Origin of the sequence: Kitasatospora sp. NPDC094016, from assembly GCF_040304045.1 — a bacterium.
Classification (GTDB): domain Bacteria; phylum Actinomycetota; class Actinomycetes; order Streptomycetales; family Streptomycetaceae; genus Kitasatospora.
The window spans coordinates 1-22102 of record NZ_JBEOUK010000012.1 but is presented as its reverse complement, the minus strand read 5'-3'; the positions used below and the strand labels follow the sequence as shown (position 1 = coordinate 22102).

Sequence of the window (22102 nt, the reverse complement as noted above, 5' to 3'; positions counted from 1 at the left end):
AGAGTTCATACGTGACGCGCCAGACCATCGAACCGCTCCTCCCCGCAGAACCGCGCCGCTCCACCGAATCGCACCGGTGGGCCGAGCGCGGGAGGACCGACCACCGCGCCCCGTCCGCGGCCGCCGCCGTGCACACGGACGCCGGGCCCCGCCCCGACCGGCGCGACCACGGCGCACTACGCGCCGCGCTCGCCGCCGCCTCAGAGGACACCGTCGTCTACGACCTGGACGGCATCGGCCGCCAGTACGTCGCCCTGTGCGCCGAACTGCCCGGCGTCGCAGTCCGGTTCGCGATGAAGGCCTGCTCCGTCGACGAGGTGCTCGGCCGCCTCGCCGCCCTCGGCTCCGGCTTCGACGCCGCCAGCCCGCAGGAGATCGCCCAGGCCCTGCGCACCGGGGTGAGCCCCGACCGCATCCACTACGGCAACACCATCAAGTCCGACCGCAACATCGCCGAGGCCTACCGGCTGGGCGTGCGCGACTTCGCCACCGACAGCCTGGAGGACGTCGCGGCCATCGCCGAACACGCCCCCGGCGCCCGGGTGTTCTGCCGCCTCGCCACCACCGGCGACGGCGCGCTGTGGGGCCTGAGCCGCAAGTTCGGCTGCTCGCCCGAGGACGCCCTGCGGGTGCTCGACGCCGCCCGCGGCTCCGGGCTGGTGCCCTCCGGTCTGTCGGTGCACGTCGGCTCCCAGCAGATGACCACCGAGGCCTGGGCGGCGGCCGTCGAGTCGCTCGCCGACGTACTGGAGGAACTCAACTGGTTCGGCATCGTGCCGAATCAGGTCAATCTCGGCGGCGGACTGCCCGCCCTCGGCATGCTCGACCGGCGCGGCCGGCCGCTGGAACCGCCGCTGGACAAGATGTTCGCGGTGATCCGCGAGGGCATGGAGCGGCTGCGCGCGGTCAACGCCGCGCCGCTGGACTTCCTGCTGGAGCCCGGCCGGCACCTGGTCGCCGACCACGGCGCCATCCGCGCCCACGTCGCCCGGCTCTCCTCCCGGCACCAGCTCGACGGCACCCACGAGGACTGGCTCTTCCTGAGCTGCGGGAAGTTCAACGGCCTGTACGAGATGGACCAGTTGCAGTACCGGCTGGAGTTCCCGACCCACCCCGGCGGGCAGTTCGTCGACGCCGTGGTGGCCGGTCCGACCTGCGACAGCGACGACGGGTACGCCCAGGACGGCGGCCTGGTCCGCGTCCCGCGCGCGGTCGCCTCCGGAGACCCGGTGTGGATCCACTCCTGCGGCGCGTACGCCGCCGCCTACGCCACCCGCGGGTTCAACGGATTCGCGCCACTGCCGTACACCTGCGTCGGCGGTTCCGAGGGGGACCGAGGATGACCGGCGTCCGGATCCGGCTGCTCCGCGACGACGACTGGCCGATGGTGATCGCGGCCGAGGAGCGCGCCTACGCCGCCAGTGGGCTCTGCGAGGGCGGCGAGGCGCTGAAGTCCCGGCACCGGGCCTCACCGGGCACCTGCTTCGTCCTGGAGCACGCCGGCGGCTTCGGCGGCTACCTGCTGGCGCTGCCGTACCCGCTGTTCGGCTGCCCGGACCTCGGCCTGACGGAGTCCGGGAACGGCGCGCGGACAGGCAATCTGCACACGCATGACGTGGTGATCGCGGAGGAACTGCGCGGCCGCGGTCTTGCCCCGCGGATGATGTGCCACCTGCACGACACCGCGCGGGCGGCCGGCTGCCGGACGGTCTCGCTGGTCGCCGTCCTCGGCGCACAGGCCGTGTGGGCTCCGCTGGGCTACCGGGAGCGCCCCGACGTCGAACTGCCCGCGAGCTACGGCGCCGAGGCGGTCTACATGGTGAAGCCGCTGGAACCCGCTGTCACCGACCCGGCCCCTGGGCCCTCACTCGGAGCCGGAGTGGGCTGATGCGGCTGTCCTCCGGGCCGGCGCGGCGGCACGGCCGATCGAACAGCGCTGGGGCGAGCGCGCTTCGGCCGCTTGCCGGACCAGGGCGCCCGCCTCGCCGAAGTCCTCGGCGCCGACCGGCTGAGGGTGATCTGGCCGCCGGCAGTCCCGCCGAGGCGCACGAGTCGTCGAGCGCCGACAGGTGGGCCTCGCGGCTCGCCGTGCCCGTGAACCGCTCCGGCCACGGGCACGGCCGGGACACTGCTCCTGACCTTCCGGGGCGCACGGGCCGGGACGGCGGAACCGGCGGTGGGTCAGTAACGCCAGCGGACGGCCTCGATGACCTCCGCATCGGTGTGCATCGCGAACAGCTCCGCCTCCGCCCGCCGGACGGCCAGCACGGCCTCGTACAGCTCGGGGGCGAGCGCCCGCCGCAGCACGGCGGACTTCTCGTACGCGTCGATCGCCTCGGGCAGGCTCGCCGGGAGGCGCTCGGCGGCGTCGAGGGCGGCGGGGTCGCTCGGGGTCTCGGGCGGGAGGGGCAGGCCGGCGTCCAGACCGGCGAGTGCGGCGGCCAGCACGCCGCCGATCACCAGGTACGGGTTGGCGGCGGCGTCGAAGCACTTGAGTTCGGCGTTGGTCTGCCCGGCGGCGGAGCCGGTGATCAGGCGCAGCGCCGCCTCACGGTTCTCCAGGCCCCAGCAGCGGTAGGCCCCCGCGAAGTGGGAGGGGACCAGCCGCAGGTAGGACGCGGCGCTGGGTGCGCCGAGGGCGAGCAGGGCGGGCAGCTCGGCCAGTACGCCCGCGAGGAACTGTTCGGCCTCGGGGTGCAGCCCGTGGCGGCCGGGGCCGCCGTGCCCGAGGTTGCGGCCCTCCCGCCAGAGGCTGAGGTGCAGGTGGCCGCCGTTGCCGATCGAGCCTTCGCTGAAGAGGGGCGCGTACGAGACCCGGAGGCCGTGCCGGGCGGAGACGGCCCGGATGGTGTGGCGCACCAGCATGGTGGTGTCGGCCGCCTCGACCGGCCCTTCGGCGGCGACCGAGACCTCGAACTGCCCGGCCGCGTACTCGGGGTGGATCTGGAGTACGGCCAGCCCCTGGCCGGTGAGGGCGCGCAGCACGTCCCGCAGGTAGTCGGAGTGCTCGATGAAGCGGGTCATCCCGAAGCCCGGCGCGACCGTGGCGGGGGCCCCGGCGGCGTCGGCCACCACCCACTCGACCTCGATCCCGGCCCGCACCGAGAGCCCGCGCTGCTCGACGGCCTCGGTGACCCGGCGGGCGAAATGGCGCTGGCAGCCGGGGTGCGGGGTGCCGTCCTGGGCGTAGCGGTCGGCCGGGGCCCAGGCCCAGCCGGGCTGGGCGGCGAGCGGGGTGAGCCGGTCGAGGTCGGGGACGAGCCGCAGGTCGCCCACCGGGCCGGTGCTCGAAGGCGCAGTGGTGAAGGAGTCGTCCACCAGGGAGACGTCGAAGCAGGGTACGGCGCCGACACCGTACTCGGCGGCGTGTTCGAGCTGGGTGAGCGGGACGGACTTCACCCGGGTGAGCCCGGCGTTGTCGACCCAGCCGAACACCACCCCGTCGATTCCGGCGGTGGCGAGCTGGGTTTCGGCCGCCCGGGCCTGGGCGGCCCGCTCGGCTGGGGGGTATGTGGTGGTCATGCGGCTCATGCTGGCGTTCGCGGCAGCCGGTGGGTGAGGGCTCGGCCGGGATTCACTCGTCCGTGAACGGTCGGGGTCCTGACGTGACCCGGGGCACGGGCGCGCCGGCCCGGGCGGCCTTCCGGGCGGGGCGCGGCGGCACCCCGCACGGAACGCGCCGGGGCGGCCGTCGCCCGGTCGGGGGTCACCCGTTCGAGGGGTGTGCGGTGGCTGTTCCGCAGACCGGGCGGCCGGTCGCCGCCACACTGGCCGGATGACCGCGAGCACGAACGAACCGGGCCGCACGATCGGCCGTCTGACGGACCGCTACTGGGAGTTTCTGCTGGAGCGCGATCCCCTGCTGAGGGTCCGCCAGGGGCTTCCGGTCGAGACCCTGCCCAGGACGTCCCCCGCCGAGGCGGAGGAGCGGGCGCGGTTCGCCGAGGGGGTGCTGGGCCGGGTGCGGGCGCTCGACGGCGCGGGGCTGTCCGGCGCCGATGCCGACACCGCCGCGTTCCTGGTCGGACTGGCCGAGCAGGAGCTGCGGGCGCACCGTGGCTACTGGCTGACGCCCGCGGCCACGCCGTACCGGCTGTTCCCGCTGTCGCTGTACACCGACGCGGTGCTTCGCCCCTTCCGCTTCGCCGAAGCGCCGGACGTCGAGCGGTACGTGGGGCTGGTGCGCGAGCTGGCCGGGGTGGTCGGCTCGATCGGCGACAAGGTGGTGGGTCAGGCGGCGCGCGACTTCCGGGTGCCCGCCCCGGCGCTGGCCGGGGCGCGCGCCACGCTCGTGGGCCTGCGGGCGTCGGCGGCGGGCCGGGTGGAGGTGGCGGAGGAGCGGCTCGGCGGGCTGGGGGCGGCCGAGCGCGGGCGTGTCCGGGACGGCGTACGGCGGCTGGTGGAGACCGAGTTGACGCCGGCCTTCGACCGGCTGCTGGCCGTTCTGGACGACCCGGCCTATCGGGGCGCGGCGCCGCAGGCCGTCGGCTGGGCGCAGTACGAGGGTGGGGAGGAGGCGTACCGGGGGTTCGTCCGGACTCACAGCGGGGGCGACACGACGCCCGAGCGGCTGCACGAGCTCGGCCGCGAGCAGTGCCGCGAACTGGCCGAGCGGATGCGGGAGGTGCGGACGGCGCTGGGCTTCCGGGGCCCCGAGGCCGAGTTCCACGAGCGGCTGCGGACCGAGCCCAGGCTGTACGCCCGGACGCCGGAGGACGTCGAGGCCCGCTACCGGGGCCACCTCGACCGGCTGGCCCCGGTGCTGCCGCGCTTGTTCGCCACCGTGCCGCGGGCGCCGTACGGGCTGGCCCGGCTGGACCCGGCGCTGGAGCCGGGGATGACCTTCGGCTACTACGAGGCGCCGACCGCGGCCGACCCTGTCGGGCGCTACCGCTACAACGGCTCGGACCTGGAGCACAGGTCCCTGCTCGGCGCGGCCTCGCTGATCCTCCACGAGCTGGCGCCGGGGCACCACTTCCATCTCGCCCGGCAGGCGGAAGACCTCTCGCTGCCGCAACTGCGGCGCGAGACAGCTGAGTTCGGCGCGTTCAACGAGGGATGGGCCGAGTACGCGGCGGGCCTCGGCTGGGAGGCCGGTCTCTACGCGGACCCGTGGGACGCCTACGGGCGCCTGGCGCAGGAGCGGTTCACCGCGCAGCGGCTCGTCGTCGACACCGGGCTCAACCTCGGGACGATGAGCCTGGAGCAGGCGCGGGAGTTCATGCGCGCCAACTCCACCGAGGCGGACGGTCAGATCGCCTCGGACCTGCTGCGCTACTCGACGGACCTGCCCGGTCAGGCGCTCTCCTACCGGGCCGGCTTCCTGGAGTTCGGCCGGCTCCGGGCGCGGGCCGAGGCGGAGCTGGGGGCCGGGTTCGACGTGCGGGCCTTCCACGAGGCGGTGCTGGGGGGCGGGGCGTTGCCGTTCCCGGGACTGCGGCGGCGGGTGGCGCGTGAACTCGGGATTCCACTCGGTCCTGAATAAGTATGGCAATCGGGCCATCGCATTAATTGCATTCATATGTGTAGTGGTGCGCTGTGATTCAGGATGCGCGAGGCGGCCATAAACACCCACAAGAGTGAACCGGCTGAGGCTGCTTGGCTCCGGTGGACATGGTTCGACTACCGTGACGGAGAGGTCGGACGGCGAGTTCTGGTGCGCGGTGATTCGGTTCGGTAGGTGAATCCCGGATTCCGAGGTGGAATGCTTCCGTTCGCCCGGCAGTGCGCTGCTCCGGTGTTCGCAGTGCCCGGGTTCCTTGTCATACCTGTGTGTAGAGAGGATGGAGCATCATGCCGCCCGTAGTACCGCCCTTCCTGATCGGCCTCATCGTCGCGCCACTGGCCAAGCGCCTGCTCAAGCCGCTGGTGCGCGGCGTCGTCAAGACGTCCGTCGGCCTCGTCCTGGAGGTGAAGAAGGCCGCCCACGAGGCCGGGGAGAACATCCACGACCTCGCGGCCGAGGTGGCCGCCGACATGGTGGCGGCCCAGGCCACCGCAGGTGACACCGGAACCCGCTCGGACGACGGTCAGCGCACCGCCGCCCCGAGCGTCGCCCCGAGCGCTGTGCGGGACGAGGCCGCCGAGCGGGTCCACCAGGCCGAGGGGGACCCGAGGGCCCCCAAGATCCGCGCGACCGCAGGCGCCGGCAAGGCGAACTGACGGCCGTCCGGAGACCGGCCGCCGCCGGGCGCGCATTCGGATCGGTTTCGGTGGAATGTGCCCGGGCGGCGGCCGACCGCAGTCCTGTCGGCCGTCGCGCATTCGCTTCCAGAATTCCCACTTCGTCGCCGTACTCCGTCATGTCCGTGACGGATTCCCGCGACCTCCGCAAACAGGTGATCGTACACATGCCATCGCTACTGGGCGCCGCAGCCGGATTCCGCTCCGTGGAATTGGACGCGAGCCCGCGCTCGGTCGTTCCGGGCCGCCAGCGCTGGGACGTCAAGCTGGTGCTCGGACGGCCCCGGACGGCCGAGGTCCTCGCCGCCGCGCTGCGTCGCGTTCCCGGGATCACCGGGGCCCAGGCCAACCCGGTCACCGGCGGGGTGCTCGTCCGGCACGATGCGCGGGTGCGTGCCACGGATGTCGGCCGGATCGTCCGCAGGGCCGTCGCCCTGGTCGCGCAGGGCCCGACCGGAACGGCCGCCCCCGCTCGGCCCGCCGCCGCGCCGGCCCCGCGGGCCGACCGGGGCCTGGTCGTGCGACCGGTGCTCGCCGTCGGTGGCGGGGTGGCGGCCGGGATCGCGCTGATCAAGGGGTCGGCGTTGAGCAGGCAGCTGGTGGCGGTGGGCGGGGTGGCGGCGGCGACCGCGGCCGTCCTCCGGAAGGCCTGGCACGGAACGGTCGACGAGTCCCGTGACGCGGTCGGGGTCGGGGTCGGGGTCGGGGCCGGACGCCGCCCCCTGCTGGAGATCGTCGGACCGCGCCAGCGCCGCCTCTACCGGGCCGCCGCGCTGTCGGGCGGCCAGCGGCAGCGGATCGCCCTGGCGCGCGCGATCCTCAAGGACGCGCCGGTCGTGGTCCTGGACGAGGCGACCTCCGCCGTGGACAACGAGACCGAGGCCGCCATCCAGCGCACGCTCCGCGGCTTCGCGGCGGACCGGACGGTGGTCATCATCGCCCACCGGCTCTCCACCGTCCGCCACGCCGATCGGATCTACGTCATGGACAAGGGCGGCGTGGTCGCCGAACAGGGCACCCACGACGAACTCCTCGCCCGGCAGGGACTCTACGCATCCCTCTGGCAGCTCCAGGCCGGCGAACTCGCCGCCTGACCGCAGAAAGCCGCGCCACCCGCCACCCGCCCGCCGACCGCGTGACGCCACCGCGGTCGGCGCGCCCCGGTGTGCCCCGCCACCACGCCTGCCCACACTTTCGGAGGTACCCCCATGTCCCGTCGCGACGGCGACGCGCTTCCCCTGACAGCCGCCCAGCGCGAGATCTGGCTCGCCGAGCAGAGCTCCCGGACGCCGATCCCGGGCTACCGCGTCGGCGAGTGCCTGGAGATCCACGGGCCGGTGGACCGGGAGCTGTTCGAGACCGCGCTGCGCCAGGTCGTCGACGAGGTCGACGCCCTGCACGTGACCTTCGTCGACGACGGCGAGGGCCCGCGCCAGGTCCTCCGGGAGAGTTGGGACTGGGCGCCCGCGCACCTCGACCTCAGCGGGGAGCCCGACCCCCGCGCGGCCGCCGAGGAGTGGATGGAACGGGACCTGCTGCGCCCGCTGGACCTCGCCCGCGACCCGCTGTTCGGCCATGCGCTGATCAAGGCGTCGCCGACGGAATTCCTCTGGTACCTGAACTACCACCACGTGGTGCTCGACGCGATCAGCAGCGCCATGCTCCGGCAGCGGGTCGGCGAGGTGTACTCGGCGCTCGCCGAGGGCGACGCCGTACCGCCGTGCCCGTTCGGCTCGCTGCGGGAGCTGGTCGACAGCGACGCCGCCTACCGCGCGTCCACCGACTTCGCCGCCGACCGCGCCTACTGGACCGAGCGCTTCGCCGACCTGCCCGCCCCGACCCGACTCACCGACACCCCCGCGACCGACCCGCACCGAGCCCTCCGCCTGGCCGAGGAGCGGGAACTGCACCGCCCGGACGCCCTGCGGGCGGCGGCGGGACGTTCCGGCGTCCGGTGGTCCCGGCTGCTGATCGCGGCGACGGCGCTCTACGCCCACCGGCTGACCGGCGACCAGGACGTGGTGCTCGCCATGCCCGTCACCGCCCGTCGGGGCGCCGACCGCGACCTGACGGCGGTGCCGGGCGCCATGTCCAACGTGGTGCCGCTGCGCCTGACGGTGCGCCCGGACATGCCGTGGCGCGAACTCGTCGCCCAGGCGGCGCGGGAGGTCGGGACGGCCGTCGCCCACGAGCGCTACCGCAGCGAGGACCTACTGCGCGACCTCGGCGCGCCCGGCGGCATCGGAACGGCGTTCCCGCTGATCGTCAACATCATGGCGTTCAACTCCAGGCCGAGCTTCGCCGGGCACCCCGCCGACGTGCACCACTTCGTGTCCGGGTCGACCACCGACCTCGCCGTCTGGGTCTTCGACTACCGGGACGGGAACCCGCCGCTGCTCCGGCTGCACGGCTCGCCGGAGGCGTACGGCGACGACGACCTCGCCGCCCACCAGCAGCGACTGCTCGCGCTGCTGGACACCCTCGCGGACTGCGACCAGGACGAGCCGGTGGGCCGGATCGAACTGCTCACCGCCGAGGAGCGACGCGAGCTGGCGGTGCTCGGCGCCGGGCCGGTGGCGCCGGCCCCGGCCGCGAGCCTGCCGGAGCTGTTCCGCGAGCACGTCCGGGCGACCCCGGAGCTGGTCGCGCTGGTGTGCGGCGACGTTTCTCTGACCTATGCGGAGCTGGACGCGCGGGCCAACCGGCTGGCGCACACCCTGATCGCCCGGGGCGCGGGCCCGGAGCGGCTGGTGGCGGTCGCCCTGCCGCGCTCGGCCGAGCTGGTGGTGGCGATCCTCGCGGTGCTCAAGACCGGCGCGGCGTACGTTCCGGTGGACCCCGAGTACCCGACCGCCCGGATCGCCTACCTGCTGGACGACGCCCGCCCGGACCTGGTGGTCACGGACTCCCGCGGCGAGGGGCGGCTGCCCGGGGCCGGGCCCGTCGAACGGCTGGTGCTCGACCACCCGCGGACGGCTGCCCTGGTGGCGGGTCGTCCGGCGGCGGACCCGGCGGTGGACATCGATCCGGGCCACCCCGCGTACGTCATCTACACCTCCGGTTCCACCGGACGGCCCAAGGGCGTGGCGCCGACCCACGGCGGCCTGCTCAACCTGCTCACCGACCTGCGGCAGGTGCACTTCGCGCCGGTGCTGGAGGAGCGGCGGCGGCTGCGGGTGGCGCTGACCACGTCGGTGTCGTTCGACGCCTCCTGGAACCAGCTGCTCGCCCTGTTCGGGGGCCACGAGCTGCACGTCCTGGACCACGCGACCTGGACCGACCCGGACGCCTTCGTCGGCTACGCCGCGCGCTGTGGCCTCGACTACGTCGAGGCCACCCCGTCCTACCTCCGGGTCCTGGTCGCGCACGGGCTGCTGAGCGACCCGCGGTGGCGGCCGGCGCTGGTCGCGGCGGGCGGCGAGGCCGTCCCGGAGCAGCTCTGGGCGGACCTGCGGAAGGCTGAGGGGGTGCGTGGCCTCAACCTCTACGGGCCGTCCGAATGCACGGTCAACTCGGTTGTCGCACAGGCTGGTTCGAGCCCGCACCCGGTGATCGGCCGGCCCGTCGCGGGCGCCCGGCTGTACGTGCTCGACGGCGCCCTGCGGCCGCTGCCGGCCGGTGCGGCGGGTGAGCTGTACATCGCGGGCGCGGGCCTGGCCCGCGGCTACCTCAACCGGCCGGGGCTGACCGCCGGGCGGTTCGTGGCGGACCCGTTCGGGCCGGTCGGCTCCCGGATGTACCGCACCGGGGACCGGGTGCGCTGGGAGGAGTCCGGCAGCCTGGAGTTCCTCGGGCGCACGGACGACCAGGTGAAGATCCGCGGCTTCCGGGTGGAACCGGGCGAGGTCGAGGCCGTCCTCGCCGAGCACCCGCTGGTCGCCCGGGCCGCCGTGCTGGTGCGCACCGGGGAAGAACCCCGGCTGGTCGCCTACGCGGTGCCCGAGCCCGGCACCACCGTGACCGACACCGCCCTGCGTGACCACCTGCGGGACCGACTGCCCCGGCACATGGTGCCGACCGCGTACGTGCTGCTCGACGCGCTGCCGCTGACCCCGAACGGCAAGCTCGACCGGCGGGCCCTGCCGGCACCCGAGCGGCAGCCCGCCGCGCCGGGCCGTGCTCCGCGCACCGCGACCGAGCACCTGCTCGTGGGGCTGTTCGCCGAGGTGCTCGGGGTGTCCGAGCCCGGGCTGGACGACAGCTTCTTCGACCTCGGCGGACACTCCCTGCTGGCCACCCGGCTGGTCGCCCGGGCCCGCTCGGTCCTCGGTGTGGAGCTGAGGCTCGGCGACCTGTTCGACGCGCCCACGGTGGCGGAACTCGCCGCCGCCGTGGACGTCGCGGGTCGGGCGCGTCCGGCGCTGGAGCGGCGCGAGCGGCCGGAGACCGTTCCGCTGTCCTTCGCGCAGCGCCGGCTGTGGTTCCTGCACCGCATGGAGGGCCCGAGCGCCACCTACAACATCCCGCTGGCCCTGCGGCTGTCCGGAAGCCTGGACCAGCGGGTCCTGGAGGCCGCCCTGGCGGACCTCGTCGAGCGGCACGAGAGCCTGCGCACCGTCTTCCCCACGGTCGACGGCGCGCCGTGCCAGCAGGTGCTGGGCCCCGAGGAGGCCCGGCCGCGGTTGCGGGTGACCGAACTCGACGAACGCGAGCTGCCGGAGCGGCTGGCGCAGGCGGCCCGGTACGGGTTCGACCTCGCCGAGGAGCCGCCGCTGCACGCCGAACTCTTCCGGACGGCGGCCGAGGAGCACGTGCTGCTGCTGGTGGTGCACCACATCGCCGGTGACGGCTGGTCGACGGGACCGCTCTCGCGGGACCTGACGGCCGCCTACGCGGCCCGTTCCGAGGGCGCGAAGCCGGAGTGGTCGCCGCTGCCCGTCCAGTACGCCGACTACACCCTGTGGCAGCGGGCGCTGCTCGGCGACGGCGCCGACCCGCAAAGTCTGCTGAATGGCCAACTCGCCTACTGGCAGGAACAGTTGGCCGACCTCCCGGAGCAGGTCGAGCTGCCGTTCGACCGGCCCCGGCCGACCGCGATGTCCTACCGGGGCGCCCACCTGCCGGTGCGGATCGACGCCGAGCTCCACCAGGGCCTGCGCGCGCTCGCCCGGGACGGCGGGGCCAGCCTCTTCATGGCGCTCCAGGCCGGACTGGCCGCCCTGCTGGGCAAACTCGGCGCGGGCACCGACGTCCCGATCGGCACACCGATCGCCGGGCGCACCGACGAGGCCGTGGACGAGCTGGTCGGCTGCTTCGTCAACACCCTGGTGCTGCGCACCGACCTCTCCGGCGACCCGACCTTCACCGAACTCCTCGGCCGGGTACGCGCGGACGCGCTGGCCGCGTACGCCCACCAGGACGTGCCGTTCGAGCACCTGGTGGAGGCGCTGAACCCGACCCGGACGTTGGCGCACCACCCGCTGTTCCAGACCATGCTCGCCCTGCAGAACGCGCCGCTCGGCGGCTTCGAGCTGCCGGGGCTGCGGGTGACGACCGACCTGGTCCCCACGGGGACGGCCAAGTGCGACCTGACCTTCGTCCTGGCCGAACGGCCCGGCGAGGACGGCCTGTCGGGCGTGCTGGAGTACAGCACCGACCTGTTCGACGCGGCCACCGCGGCCGGGATCGTCGATCGGTGGCTGCGCCTGCTCCGGGCCGTGGTCGCCGACCCGGGCCGTCGGATCGGCCGGGTGGACGTGCTGTCCGCCGAGGAGCTCCGGGCGCTGCTCCCGGCTCCTGCCGACCAGGGCGAGCAGCTGCCGGAGAGCGGCCTGACCGCGCTGTTCGAGCGGCAGGTGCGGGCGAACCCGGCCGCAGTGGCCCTGACGGACGGCGAAGTCACCCTGACCTACGGTGAGTTGAACGCCCGGGCGAACCGGCTCGCGCACGCCCTGATCGCGCGGGGGGTGGGCCCGGAGCAGCTGGTGGCGCTGGCCCTGCCGCGCTCGGCGGAGCAGGTCGTGGCGGTGCTCGCCGTACTGAAGGCGGGCGGCGCGTACCTCCCGGTGGACCCGCAGTACCCGGCGGCCCGGATCGCCTACCTGCTCCAGGACGGCCGACCCGCGCTGCTGGTGACGACCGGCGCGGCCGGCGAGCTGCCGGGAGCGGACGGCGTGGACCGGTTGCTGCTGGACACCGCCGACCTGGCCGGACAGCCGGACACCGACCCGCCGGTCGCGGTCGATCCCGGGCAGGCGGCCTACGTCATCCACACCTCCGGCTCCACCGGCCACCCCAAGGGCGTCGTGGTCCCGCACCGCAACGTGGTGCGGCTGTTCGACACCACCCGGGAGTTGTTCGGCTTCTCCGCCGAGGACGTGTGGACGCTCTTCCACTCCTACGCCTTCGACTTCTCGGTCTGGGAACTGTGGGGCCCGCTGCTGCACGGCGGCCGGCTGGTGGTCGTCGACCACGAGACCAGCCGCTCGCCCGGCCGGTTCCTGGAACTCCTCGCCCGCGAGCGGGTGACGGTGCTCAACCAGACGCCCTCGGCGTTCTACCAGCTGATGCAGGCGGACCGCGAGGAGGGGCCCGAACTCGCCCTGCGCACCGTGGTGTTCGGCGGCGAGGCGTTGGAACACGCCCGGCTGGCGAGCTGGTACCAGCGGCACCCGGACGGCGCGCCGCGGCTGGTCAACATGTACGGCATCACCGAGACCACCGTGCACGTCACGCACACCGCGCTCGACGGCTCAGGCGACGCCGCCGGGCAGATCGGCACGGCCCTGCCGGACCTGCGCGCCTACGTGCTGGATCCCCACCTGCGGCCGGTGGCCCCGGGCGTGCCCGGCGAGCTGTACGTCGCCGGCCCCGGCCTGGCGCGCGGCTACCTGAACCGGCCCGGCCTGACCGCCGGGCGCTTCGTCGCCGACCCCTTCGGCCCGGCCGGCTCCCGGATGTACCGCAGCGGCGACGTGGTGCGCCGGGCTGCGGACCGCAGCCTGAGCTTCGTCGGCCGGGCCGACCAGCAGGTGAAGGTGCGCGGCTTCCGGATCGAGCTCGGCGAGATCGAGTCGGCGCTCGCCGCGCACCCCGGCATCGCCCAGACCGCCGTCCTCGCCCGGCAGGACCGCGCCGACGACACCCGCCTGGTCGCCTACCTGGTGCCGGCCGACGAGGCCGCCCCGCGCCCGGCCGAGCTGCGCGCCTACCTGGCCGAGCGGCTGCCGGAGCACCTGGTGCCCTCCGCGTTCGTGGTGCTGGACGCGCTGCCGCTGACCGCGAACGGCAAGCTGGACCACCGGGCCCTGCCCGCCCCCGACCTCGCCCCGGCGGCCACCGCCCGCGCGCCGCGCACCCCGCAGGAGCAGATCCTCTGCGAGCTGTTCGCCGAGGTCCTGGGCGTGGCGTCGGCCGGCGTCGAAGACGGCTTCTTCGACCTCGGCGGTCACTCCCTGCTGGCCACCCGCCTGGCGGCCCGGATCCGCGCGACGCTCGGCGTCGAGATGCCGCTGCGCACCCTGTTCGGGGCGCCGACCCCGGCCGGCCTGGCCGCAGCCCTGGTGGCGGCCGGACCGGCGCAGGCCGCCCTGGCGCGGCGCGAGCGCCCCGAGGCGATCCCGCTGTCGTTCGCCCAGCGGCGGCTGTGGTTCCTGCACCAGCTGGAGGGCGCCAGCGCCAACTACCACATCTCCCTCGCGTGGCGGCTGTCCGGAGGCCTGGACCGGCGGGCCCTGGAGGCCGCCGTGGCGGACGTGGTGGCCCGGCACGAGAGCCTGCGCACCGTCTTCCCGGCGGTGGACGGCGTGCCGCACCAGCAGGTGCTGGACGTCGTGGCGGCCCGCCCCCGCCTGCAGCTGAGCCGCACCACCGAGGCCGGGCTGCCGGCCGTCATGGCGGAAGCGAAGGCCCGCCGCTTCGACCTGGCGGTCGACGTGCCGCTGCGGGCCGAGCTGTTCGAGCTGGCACCGGACGAGCACGTGTTCCAGCTGGTGCTCCACCACATCGCGGGCGACGGCTGGTCGCTGGGCCCGCTCGCGCAGGGCCTGACCGCCGCCTACACGGCGCGCTGCCGGGGCGAGGAGCCCCGGTGGGAGGAACTGCCGGTCCAGTACGCCGACTACACCCTGTGGCAGCACGAACTGCTGGGCGAATCCACCGACCAGGACAGCCTGTTCGCCCGCCAGGCGGCCTACTGGACCCGGCAGTTGGCGGATCTGCCGGAGCGGATCCAGCTGCCCACCGACCGGCCCCGCCCGGCCGTCGCCTCGCACCGGGGCGGTTCCGTGCACGCCGGGCTGGACGCCGAGCTGCACCGCGGCCTGCGCGAGCTCGCCCGCGCGCACGGCACCAGCCTCTTCATGGTGCTCCAGGCGGGGCTGGCGGCGCTGCTGAGCAAGCTCGGCGCGGGCGACGACATCCCGGTCGCCAGCCCGGTCGCGGGCCGGACCGACCAGGCACAGGACGAGCTGGTCGGCTACTTCGTCAACACCCTGGTGTTCCGCACCGACACCTCGGGCGATCCGACCTTCGCCGAGCTGCTGGGCAGGGTCCGGGACACCGCGCTGGCCGGGTACGCCCACCAGGACCTTCCGTTCGAATACCTGGTCGAGGTCCTGAACCCTTCCCGGTCGCTGTCGCACCACCCGCTGTTCCAGGTCATGCTGGTGCTGCAGAACGCACCCCGCGCCGACTTCGCGCCGCCCGGACTGCGCGTCGAGGACGTGCCGTCGACCTCGACCACCGCCAAGCTCGACCTGATCTTCACCATGTCCGAGCGGCACGCCGAGGACGGCTCTCCGGAGGGGATCGACGGGTCCGCCGAGTACGCGCGTGACCTGTACGACCCGGCCACCGTCGAGACGATGATCCGGCGCTGGGAGCGGCTGCTCCGCGCCGCCGTCGCCGACCCCGGGCGGCGGCTCAGCCGCTTCGGCCTGCTCACCGCGGAGGAGTGCGACGAGCTGACGGCCCTGGGCACCGGCCCGGCGGCGCGGCCCTTCACCGCGAGCCTGCCGGAGCTGTTCCGGGCCCGGGCGGGGGAGCACCCGGACGCCGTCGCGGTGGTGACGCCGGAGGCCTCGCTGACGTACGCGGAGCTGGACGCGCGGGCCAACCGGCTGGCGCACGCCCTGATCGCCCGGGGCGCCGGCCCGGAACGGCTGGTGGCGGTGGCGCTGCCGCGCTCGGCCGGGCTGGTGGTGGCGATCCTCGCGGTGCTCAAGACCGGCGCGGCGTACCTCCCGGTCGACCCGGAGTACCCGGCCGCGCGGATCGGGTACATGCTCGACGACGCCCGGCCGGTCCTGGGGCTGACCGACGCCGCCACCCGGGGCCGGCTGCCGGACGGCCCGGCCGGATGGCTGGAGGCCGATGACCCGGAGACGGCCCGCCTGGTGGCGGGTCACCCGGCGACGGACCCCGCGGTGGCCGTCGACCCGGACCACCCGGTCTACGCCATCTACACCTCCGGTTCGACCGGCAGGCCGAAGGGCGTGGTCGCGACGCACGGCGGTCTGGCCAACCTGTTCGCCGAGCAGTGCCCGCTGGTCTTCCGGACGGGGGAGCGGATGCGGGTGGGACTGACCACGTCCGTGTCCTTCGACGGCTCCTGCGACCAGCTGTTCGCCCTGTTCGCCGGCCACGAGCTGCACGTCCTGGACGAGGCGACCTGGTCCGACCCGGACGCCTACCTCGCGTACGCCGCGCGGACCGGGCTGGCCACCGTCGGCGGAACGCCGTCCTACCTCCAGGTCCTCGTCGAGCGAGGCCTGCTGGACCACCCGCAGTGGCGTCCCGCGATGATCGGACTGGGCGGGGAGGCCGTCCCGGAGCAGCTGTGGGAGCGGCTGCGGGCGGCCGACGGGGTGTTCTCCCTGAACTACTACGGGCCCTCCGAGTGCACCGTGGACTCGGTGGCCGCGCCGACGGCGTCGAGCCCGCGCCCGGTCATCGGCCGGCCGCTCGGAGGCGTGCGGCTGCACGTGCTCGACGCCGCGCTGCAACCGGTGCCCGCCGGTGTGCCGGGCGAGCTGTACATCGCCGGCGCGGGCCTGGCCCGCGGCTACCTGAACCGGCCGGGGCTGACCGCGGGCCGCTTCGTGGCGGACCCGTCCGGGCCGGCCGGCTCCCGGATGTACCGCACCGGGGACCTGGTGCGCTGGGACGCGTCCGGCAACCTGGACTTCCTCGGCCGGACCGACGACCAGGTCAAGGTCCGGGGCTTCCGGATCGAACTCGGCGAGATCGAGGCGGCACTGGCGGAACACCCGCAGGTCGCCCGGGCCGCCGTGATCGTCCGGCAGGCCCGGGCGCAGGACCGGCGCCTGGTCGCCTACCCGGTGCCCGTCGCCGGGGCGGAACTCCGGCCGGAGGCGCTGCGGGCGTACCTGCGCGAGCGGCTGCCGGACTACATGGTCCCGGCCGCGTTCGTGCCCCTGGAGAACCTGCCGCTGACGGTCAACGGCAAGCTGGACCGGCGGGCCCTGCCCGAGCCCGTGTACACCGCGGCACGGGCCGGCCAGGCCCCGCGCACTGCGCAGGAGCACATCCTCGCCGGGCTGTTCGCCGAGGTGCTCGGCGTGGCCGGGGTCGGGGTCGACGACGACTTCTTCGACCTCGGCGGGCACTCGCTGCTCGCGACCAGGCTGGTCGCCCGGGCACGCGCGGCCCTCGGGGTGGAGCTGGAGCTGCGCACCCTGTTCGAGACGCCGACGGTGGCCGGGCTCGCCGCCGGGCTTGGCGGGGCCGGCCGGGCACGGCTCGCGCTGCGCCGCGCGGAGCGGCCCGGCACCGTACCGCTGTCCTTCGCGCAGCAGCGGCTGTGGTTCCTGCACCAGCTGGAGGACGCCGGCCCGGTCTACAACATGCCGTTGGCGTGGCGGCTGACGGGCGAGCTCGACCGGGCCGCCCTGCACGCGGCTCTCGGTGACGTCGTCGCCCGGCACGAGAGCCTGCGCACGATCTACCCCCAGGTCGACGGGGTGCCCCACCAGGACGTGCTGGACGCCGGGACCGCCCCGCCGCGGCTGCCCGTCACCCGGGTCCGCGAGGCGGACCTGCCGGGGCTGCTGGCGACGACGGCGGCGCGCGGATTCGACCTCGCGGCCGAACCGCCGCTGCGCGCCGAGCTGTTCGAGACGGGGCCGGACGAGCACGTGCTGCTGCTGGTGATCCACCACATCGCCGGTGACGGCTGGTCGCTGGGCCCGCTGGCCGCCGACCTGGCCACCGCGTACGCGGCCCGCCGTCGGGGCGAGGAACCGCGGTGGGCGCCGCTGCCCGTGCAGTACGCCGACTACGCCCTGTGGCAGCACGAACTGCTCGGCGAATCCACCGACCAGGACAGCCTGTTCGGCCGTCAGACGGCCTACTGGAAGCGGACGCTGGCGGACCTGCCGGAGCAGATCCGGCTCCCCGCCGACCGCCACCGCCCCGCGACCCCCTCCCACTCCGGCGGCCACCTCGCGGTCGAACTGGACGCGGAACTGCACGCCGGGCTGGTCCGGTTGGGCCGGGAGCACGGCGCCAGTGTGTACATGGTGCTGCAGGCCGCCCTGGCATCGCTGCTGGACAAGCTCGGCGCGGGCACGGACATCCCGGTCGGCAGCCTGATCGCGGGCCGGACCGACCAGGCGCTGGACGATCTGGTCGGGTTCTTCGTCAACACCCTGGTGCTCCGTACGGACACCTCGGGCGATCCGACCTTCGCCGAGCTGCTGGGCCGGGTCCGGGAGGGCGCGCTCGGCGCGTACGCGCACCAGGACCTGCCCTTCGAGCAGGTCGTCGAGGCCGTCAACCCGGCCCGGTCGCTCGCCCGTCAGCCGCTTTTCCAGGTGCTGCTCGCGCTGCAGAACACGCCTCGCACGGACTTCACGCTGAGCGGCCTGGCCGCCGAGATCGTCCTGGTGCGGACGCCGACGACGATGTTCGACCTCGGCTTCCACCTGCTGGAGCGCGGCGGCGGGACCGCCGAGGGCATCGTCGGGCGGGTCGAGTACCGCGCCGACCTGTTCGACCACGCCACGGTGGAGGCCCTGGTCGGCCGGTGGCTGCGGCTGCTGGCGGCGGTGGTCGCCGAGCCGGACCGGCCGCTCAGCCGGATCGACGTGCTCACCGCCGAGGAGCGGCACGAGCTGCTGGTCGCGCGCAACGACACCGCGCGTACGGTTCCCGCCGCCACGCTGCCGGCGCTGTTCGAGGCGCAGGTCCGGGCGACCCCGGAGGCCCCGGCGGTGCTGTTCGAGTCCACCGAACTGACCTACCGCGAGCTGAACCGCCGGGCCAACCGCCTGGCGCACGCGCTGATCGCCCGCGGGGTGGGGCCGGAGCAGGTCGTCGCCCTGCGGCTGCCGCGCTCCGCCGAACTGGTGGTGGCCGTCCTCGCGGTGCTCAAGACCGGCGCCGCGTACCTGCCGGTCGACCCGGACTACCCGGCCGCCCGCATCGCGTACATGCTGGAGGACGCGCGGCCGGTCGTGGTGCTCGACGACCTCGCGGCCGTCACACCGTGTGAGGAGCAGCCGGAGCACGATCCGGCCGTCGCCGTGGACGCCCGGCACCCGGCCTACGTCATCTACACGTCCGGCTCGACCGGCATGCCCAAGGCCGTGGTGATGCCCGCCGCCGGACTGCTGAACCTGCTGGCGTGGCACCACCGGGCCGTCGGCGGCGAACCAGGCGCGCGTGTCGCCCAGTTCACCGCGATCAGCTTCGACGTCTCGGTGCAGGAGGTGCTCTCCGCGCTGCTGTACGGCAAGACGCTGGTGGTGCCGACCGAGGAGCAGCGGCGCAGCGCCGAGCTGTTCGCGCACTGGCTGGACCGGCACCAGGTCGCCGAGCTGTTCGCACCCAACCTGGTGGTCGAGGCGCTGGCCGAGGCCGCGGAGGAGGCCGGACTGGAGCTGCCGAGTCTGCGGCTGGTCGCGCAGGCCGGTGAGGCGATGCGGCTCGGCGGCGCGGTGCGCCGCTTCCAGGCCCGTCGCCCGGGCCTGACGCTGCACAACCACTACGGGCCCGCCGAGACCCATGTGATCACCGCGTACCCGCTGCCGGCCGACCCCGCCGACTGCCCGCTGCCGGTGCCGATCGGCCGTCCGATCGCCAACTGCCGGGTGTACGTGCTGGATTCGTCCCTGCGGCCGGTCGCCCCCGGGGTGCTCGGCGAGCTGTACCTCGCCGGGGCGGGGCTCGCCCGGGGCTACCTGAACCGGCCCGGGCTGACCGCCGGGCGCTTCGTCGCCGACCCGTACGGCCCGGCGGGCTCGCTGATGTACCGCACCGGCGATGTGGTGCGCTGGCGGGCATGCGGGTCCCCCCGGCCGGAGGCTGGGGAAGGCGAGCTGGAGTTCGCCGGTCGGGTGGACCACCAGGTGAAGGTGCGCGGCTTCCGGGTCGAGCCCGGCGAGATCGAGGCGGTGCTGGCCGCGCACCCGGGCGTGGCCCAGGTGGCGGTGCTCGCCCGCGAGGACCGGGACGAGGCCAGGGTCGTCGCGTACGTGGTGCCCACCGGGGGCGGGGTGACGGCGGCGGCGCTGGCGGCGTACCTGCGGGAGCGGCTGCCGGACTACCTGGTGCCGTCCGCCTTCGTGCTGCTCGACGCGCTGCCGCTGACCCCGAACGGCAAGCTGGACCGGGCGGCGCTGCCCGCGCCCGAGGCGGTGAGCCCGGCCGCCGGCGGCCGCGCGCCGCGCACCCCGCAGGAGCAGATCCTGTGCGAGCTGTTCGCCGAGGTGCTGGGCCTCGCCCGGGTCGGGGTCGACGAGGACTTCTTCGAGCTGGGCGGGCACTCGCTGCTGGCGACCCGGCTGGTCTCCCGGGTCCGGGCGACGCTCGGGGTCGAACTGGAGCTGCGAAGCCTGTTCCGGGCCCCGACACCCGCCGGACTGGCGGCCGGGCTGCACGGCGCCGGCGCCGCGCGGCAGGCCCTGGCGCCCCGGCCCCGCCGCGAGCCGATGCCGCTGTCGTTCGCCCAGCGTCGGCTCTGGTTCCTCCAGCAGTTCGGGGCGCCGAGCGCCACCTACCACATGCCGCTGGCACTGCGGCTGACCGGCGACCTCGACCGGGAGGCGCTGAGCGCCGCGCTCGCGGACGTGGTGGCCCGGCACGAGACCCTGCGCACGGTCTTCCCGCACCTCGCCGGAGTCCCGTACCAGCGGGTGCTGGACGCAGCCGAGGCGGCTGTCCCGCTGACCGTGCGCGCGGCCGGCCGGGCGGAGCTGGCCGCCCTGCTGCGCGAGGCGGCGGTGCGCGGCTTCGACCTGACCTCGGAAGTGCCGCTGCGGGCGGAGCTGTTCGCGGTGGCGCCGGACGAGCACGTGCTGCTGCTGGTCATGCACCACATCGTCGGGGACGGCTGGTCCATGGGCCCGCTGGCCCGTGACCTGGCGACCGCCTACACGGCCCGGCACGGTGGCGGGGCGCCGGCCTGGCCGCCGCTGCCGGTGACGTACGGCGACTACACCCTGTGGCAGCACGAGATCCTGGGCGACGAGCAGGACGCCGACAGCGTGTTCGCCCGCCAGGTCACCTACTGGACGGAGGCGCTGGCCGGGCTGCCCGAGCAGCTGCAGCTGCCTGCCGACCGGCCGCGCCCGGCCACCATGTCGTACGGCGGCGACCTGCTGGAACTCCGGATCGATGCCGAACTGCACGCCGCGCTGGTGGGGTTGGCGCGACGCTCGGGTGCGACCCTGTTCATGGTGCTGCAGGCCGCGCTCGCCGCGCTGTACACCCGGCTGGGCGCGGGGACGGACATCCCGATCGGCAGCCCGATCGCGGGCCGGACCGACGAGGCGCTGGACGACCTCGTCGGGTTCTTCATCAACACCCTGGTGCTGCGCACCGACACGAGCGGCGATCCGACTTTCGCCGAGCTGCTGCGGCGGGTGCGGGAGACGGCGCTGGAGGCGTACGCGCACCAGGACGTGCCGTTCGAACACCTGGTGGAGGCGCTGAACCCCGCCCGCTCGCTGTCCCACCACCCGCTGTTCCAGACCGGGCTGGTCGTGCAGAACGCGCCGGGTGGTGACTTCGAGCTGCCGGGTCTCCTGGTCTCCGGGGTGACCGTGCTCACCGGGACCGCGCGGCTCGACCTCACCTTCGGGTTCGCGGAGGAGTACGGACCGGACGGCGAGCCGGCCGGGCTCAGCGGTGCGGTCGAGTACGGCACCGACCTGTTCGACCGCTCGACGGTCGAGGCGCTGGTCGCGCGGTGGACCAGGCTGCTGGCGGCGGTCGCCGCCGATCCGGACCGGCCGATCGGCGGGATCGACCTGCTGTCCGCCGAGGAGCGGCGCGAGCTGCTGCCCGCCGTCGACGGTGCGGCGGCCACGGCGAGCCTGCCGGAGCTGTTCGCGGCGCAGGCGGCGGCGACGCCGGACGCGATCGCCCTTGTCCATGGCGACGTCTCGCTGACGTACCGCCAGGTGAGTGCGCGGGCGAACCGGTTCGCGCATGGGCTGATCGCCCGGGGTGTCGGTCCGGAGCAGGTCGTGGCGGTGGCGCTGCCGCGCTCGGTGGAGTCGGTGGTGGCCGTCCTGGGTGTCCTGAAGGCCGGTGCCGCGTACCTGCCGGTGGACCCGTCGTACCCGGCGTCGCGGATCGCGTACATGCTGGAGGACGCCTGCCCGGCGCTGCTGGTCGACGATCCGACGATGGTGACCGGAGGAGACTGGCCGGAGGCCGATCCGGGTGTCGTGGTGGACGCCCGGCACCCGGCGTACGTGATCTACACCTCGGGGTCGACGGGTCGTCCCAAGGGTGTGGTGGTGAGCCATTCCGGGGTGTCGGGTCTGGTGGCGGCGCAGGTCGATCGGCTCGGCGTGGCGTCGGGCAGCCGGGTGTTGCAGTTCGCCTCGCCCAGTTTCGACGCGTCGTTCTGGGATCTGTGCAGCGCCCTGTTGACCGGCGCCGCCCTCGTGCTGGCCCCGGCCGGGGCTCCGTTGGAGGCTCTGACGGACCGTCGGTTCGACGTCACCCA

The 22102-nt window shown here is 74.7% G+C and carries 7 protein-coding genes; 6 read left to right on the top strand and 1 reads right to left on the bottom strand.

Annotated features, from left to right (window positions below; genetic code table 11):
• Positions 1-128: 128 nt before the first annotated feature.
• On the top strand, positions 129-1343 hold the full coding sequence (locus tag ABT015_RS14080) for a type III PLP-dependent enzyme (RefSeq protein ID WP_350879365.1): 1215 nt from the start codon (positions 129-131) through the stop codon (positions 1341-1343).
• Entirely contained in the window at positions 1340-1888 is a 549-nt protein-coding gene (locus ABT015_RS14075) for a GNAT family N-acetyltransferase (protein ID WP_350879215.1), read from the top strand. The genes ABT015_RS14080 and ABT015_RS14075 overlap by 4 nt, the downstream gene beginning before the upstream one ends.
• Before the next feature lie 293 nt (positions 1889-2181).
• On the opposite strand, the gene ABT015_RS14070 is transcribed toward ABT015_RS14075, so the two are convergent.
• Entirely contained in the window at positions 2182-3522 is a 1341-nt protein-coding gene (locus ABT015_RS14070) for a type I glutamate--ammonia ligase (protein ID WP_350879213.1), read from the bottom strand.
• Positions 3523-3775: 253 nt separating this feature from the next.
• On the opposite strand from ABT015_RS14070, the gene ABT015_RS14065 reads away from it, so the two are divergent.
• The 4 genes from ABT015_RS14065 to ABT015_RS14050 form a co-directional block, all read left to right on the top strand.
• Entirely contained in the window at positions 3776-5485 is a 1710-nt protein-coding gene (locus ABT015_RS14065; protein WP_350879212.1) for a DUF885 domain-containing protein, read from the top strand.
• 308 nt (positions 5486-5793) lie between these two features.
• Positions 5794-6162, top strand: a complete 369-nt coding sequence (locus ABT015_RS14060) for a DUF5132 domain-containing protein (RefSeq protein ID WP_350879211.1) — start codon at positions 5794-5796, stop codon at positions 6160-6162.
• A 140-nt stretch (positions 6163-6302) separates the two neighbouring features.
• Positions 6303-7277, top strand: a complete 975-nt coding sequence (locus ABT015_RS14055) for an ATP-binding cassette domain-containing protein (RefSeq protein ID WP_350879209.1) — start codon at positions 6303-6305, stop codon at positions 7275-7277.
• A 114-nt stretch (positions 7278-7391) separates the two neighbouring features.
• A partial coding sequence (locus tag ABT015_RS14050; RefSeq protein WP_350879208.1) for a non-ribosomal peptide synthetase occupies positions 7392-22102 on the top strand: 14711 nt, incomplete at its 3' end.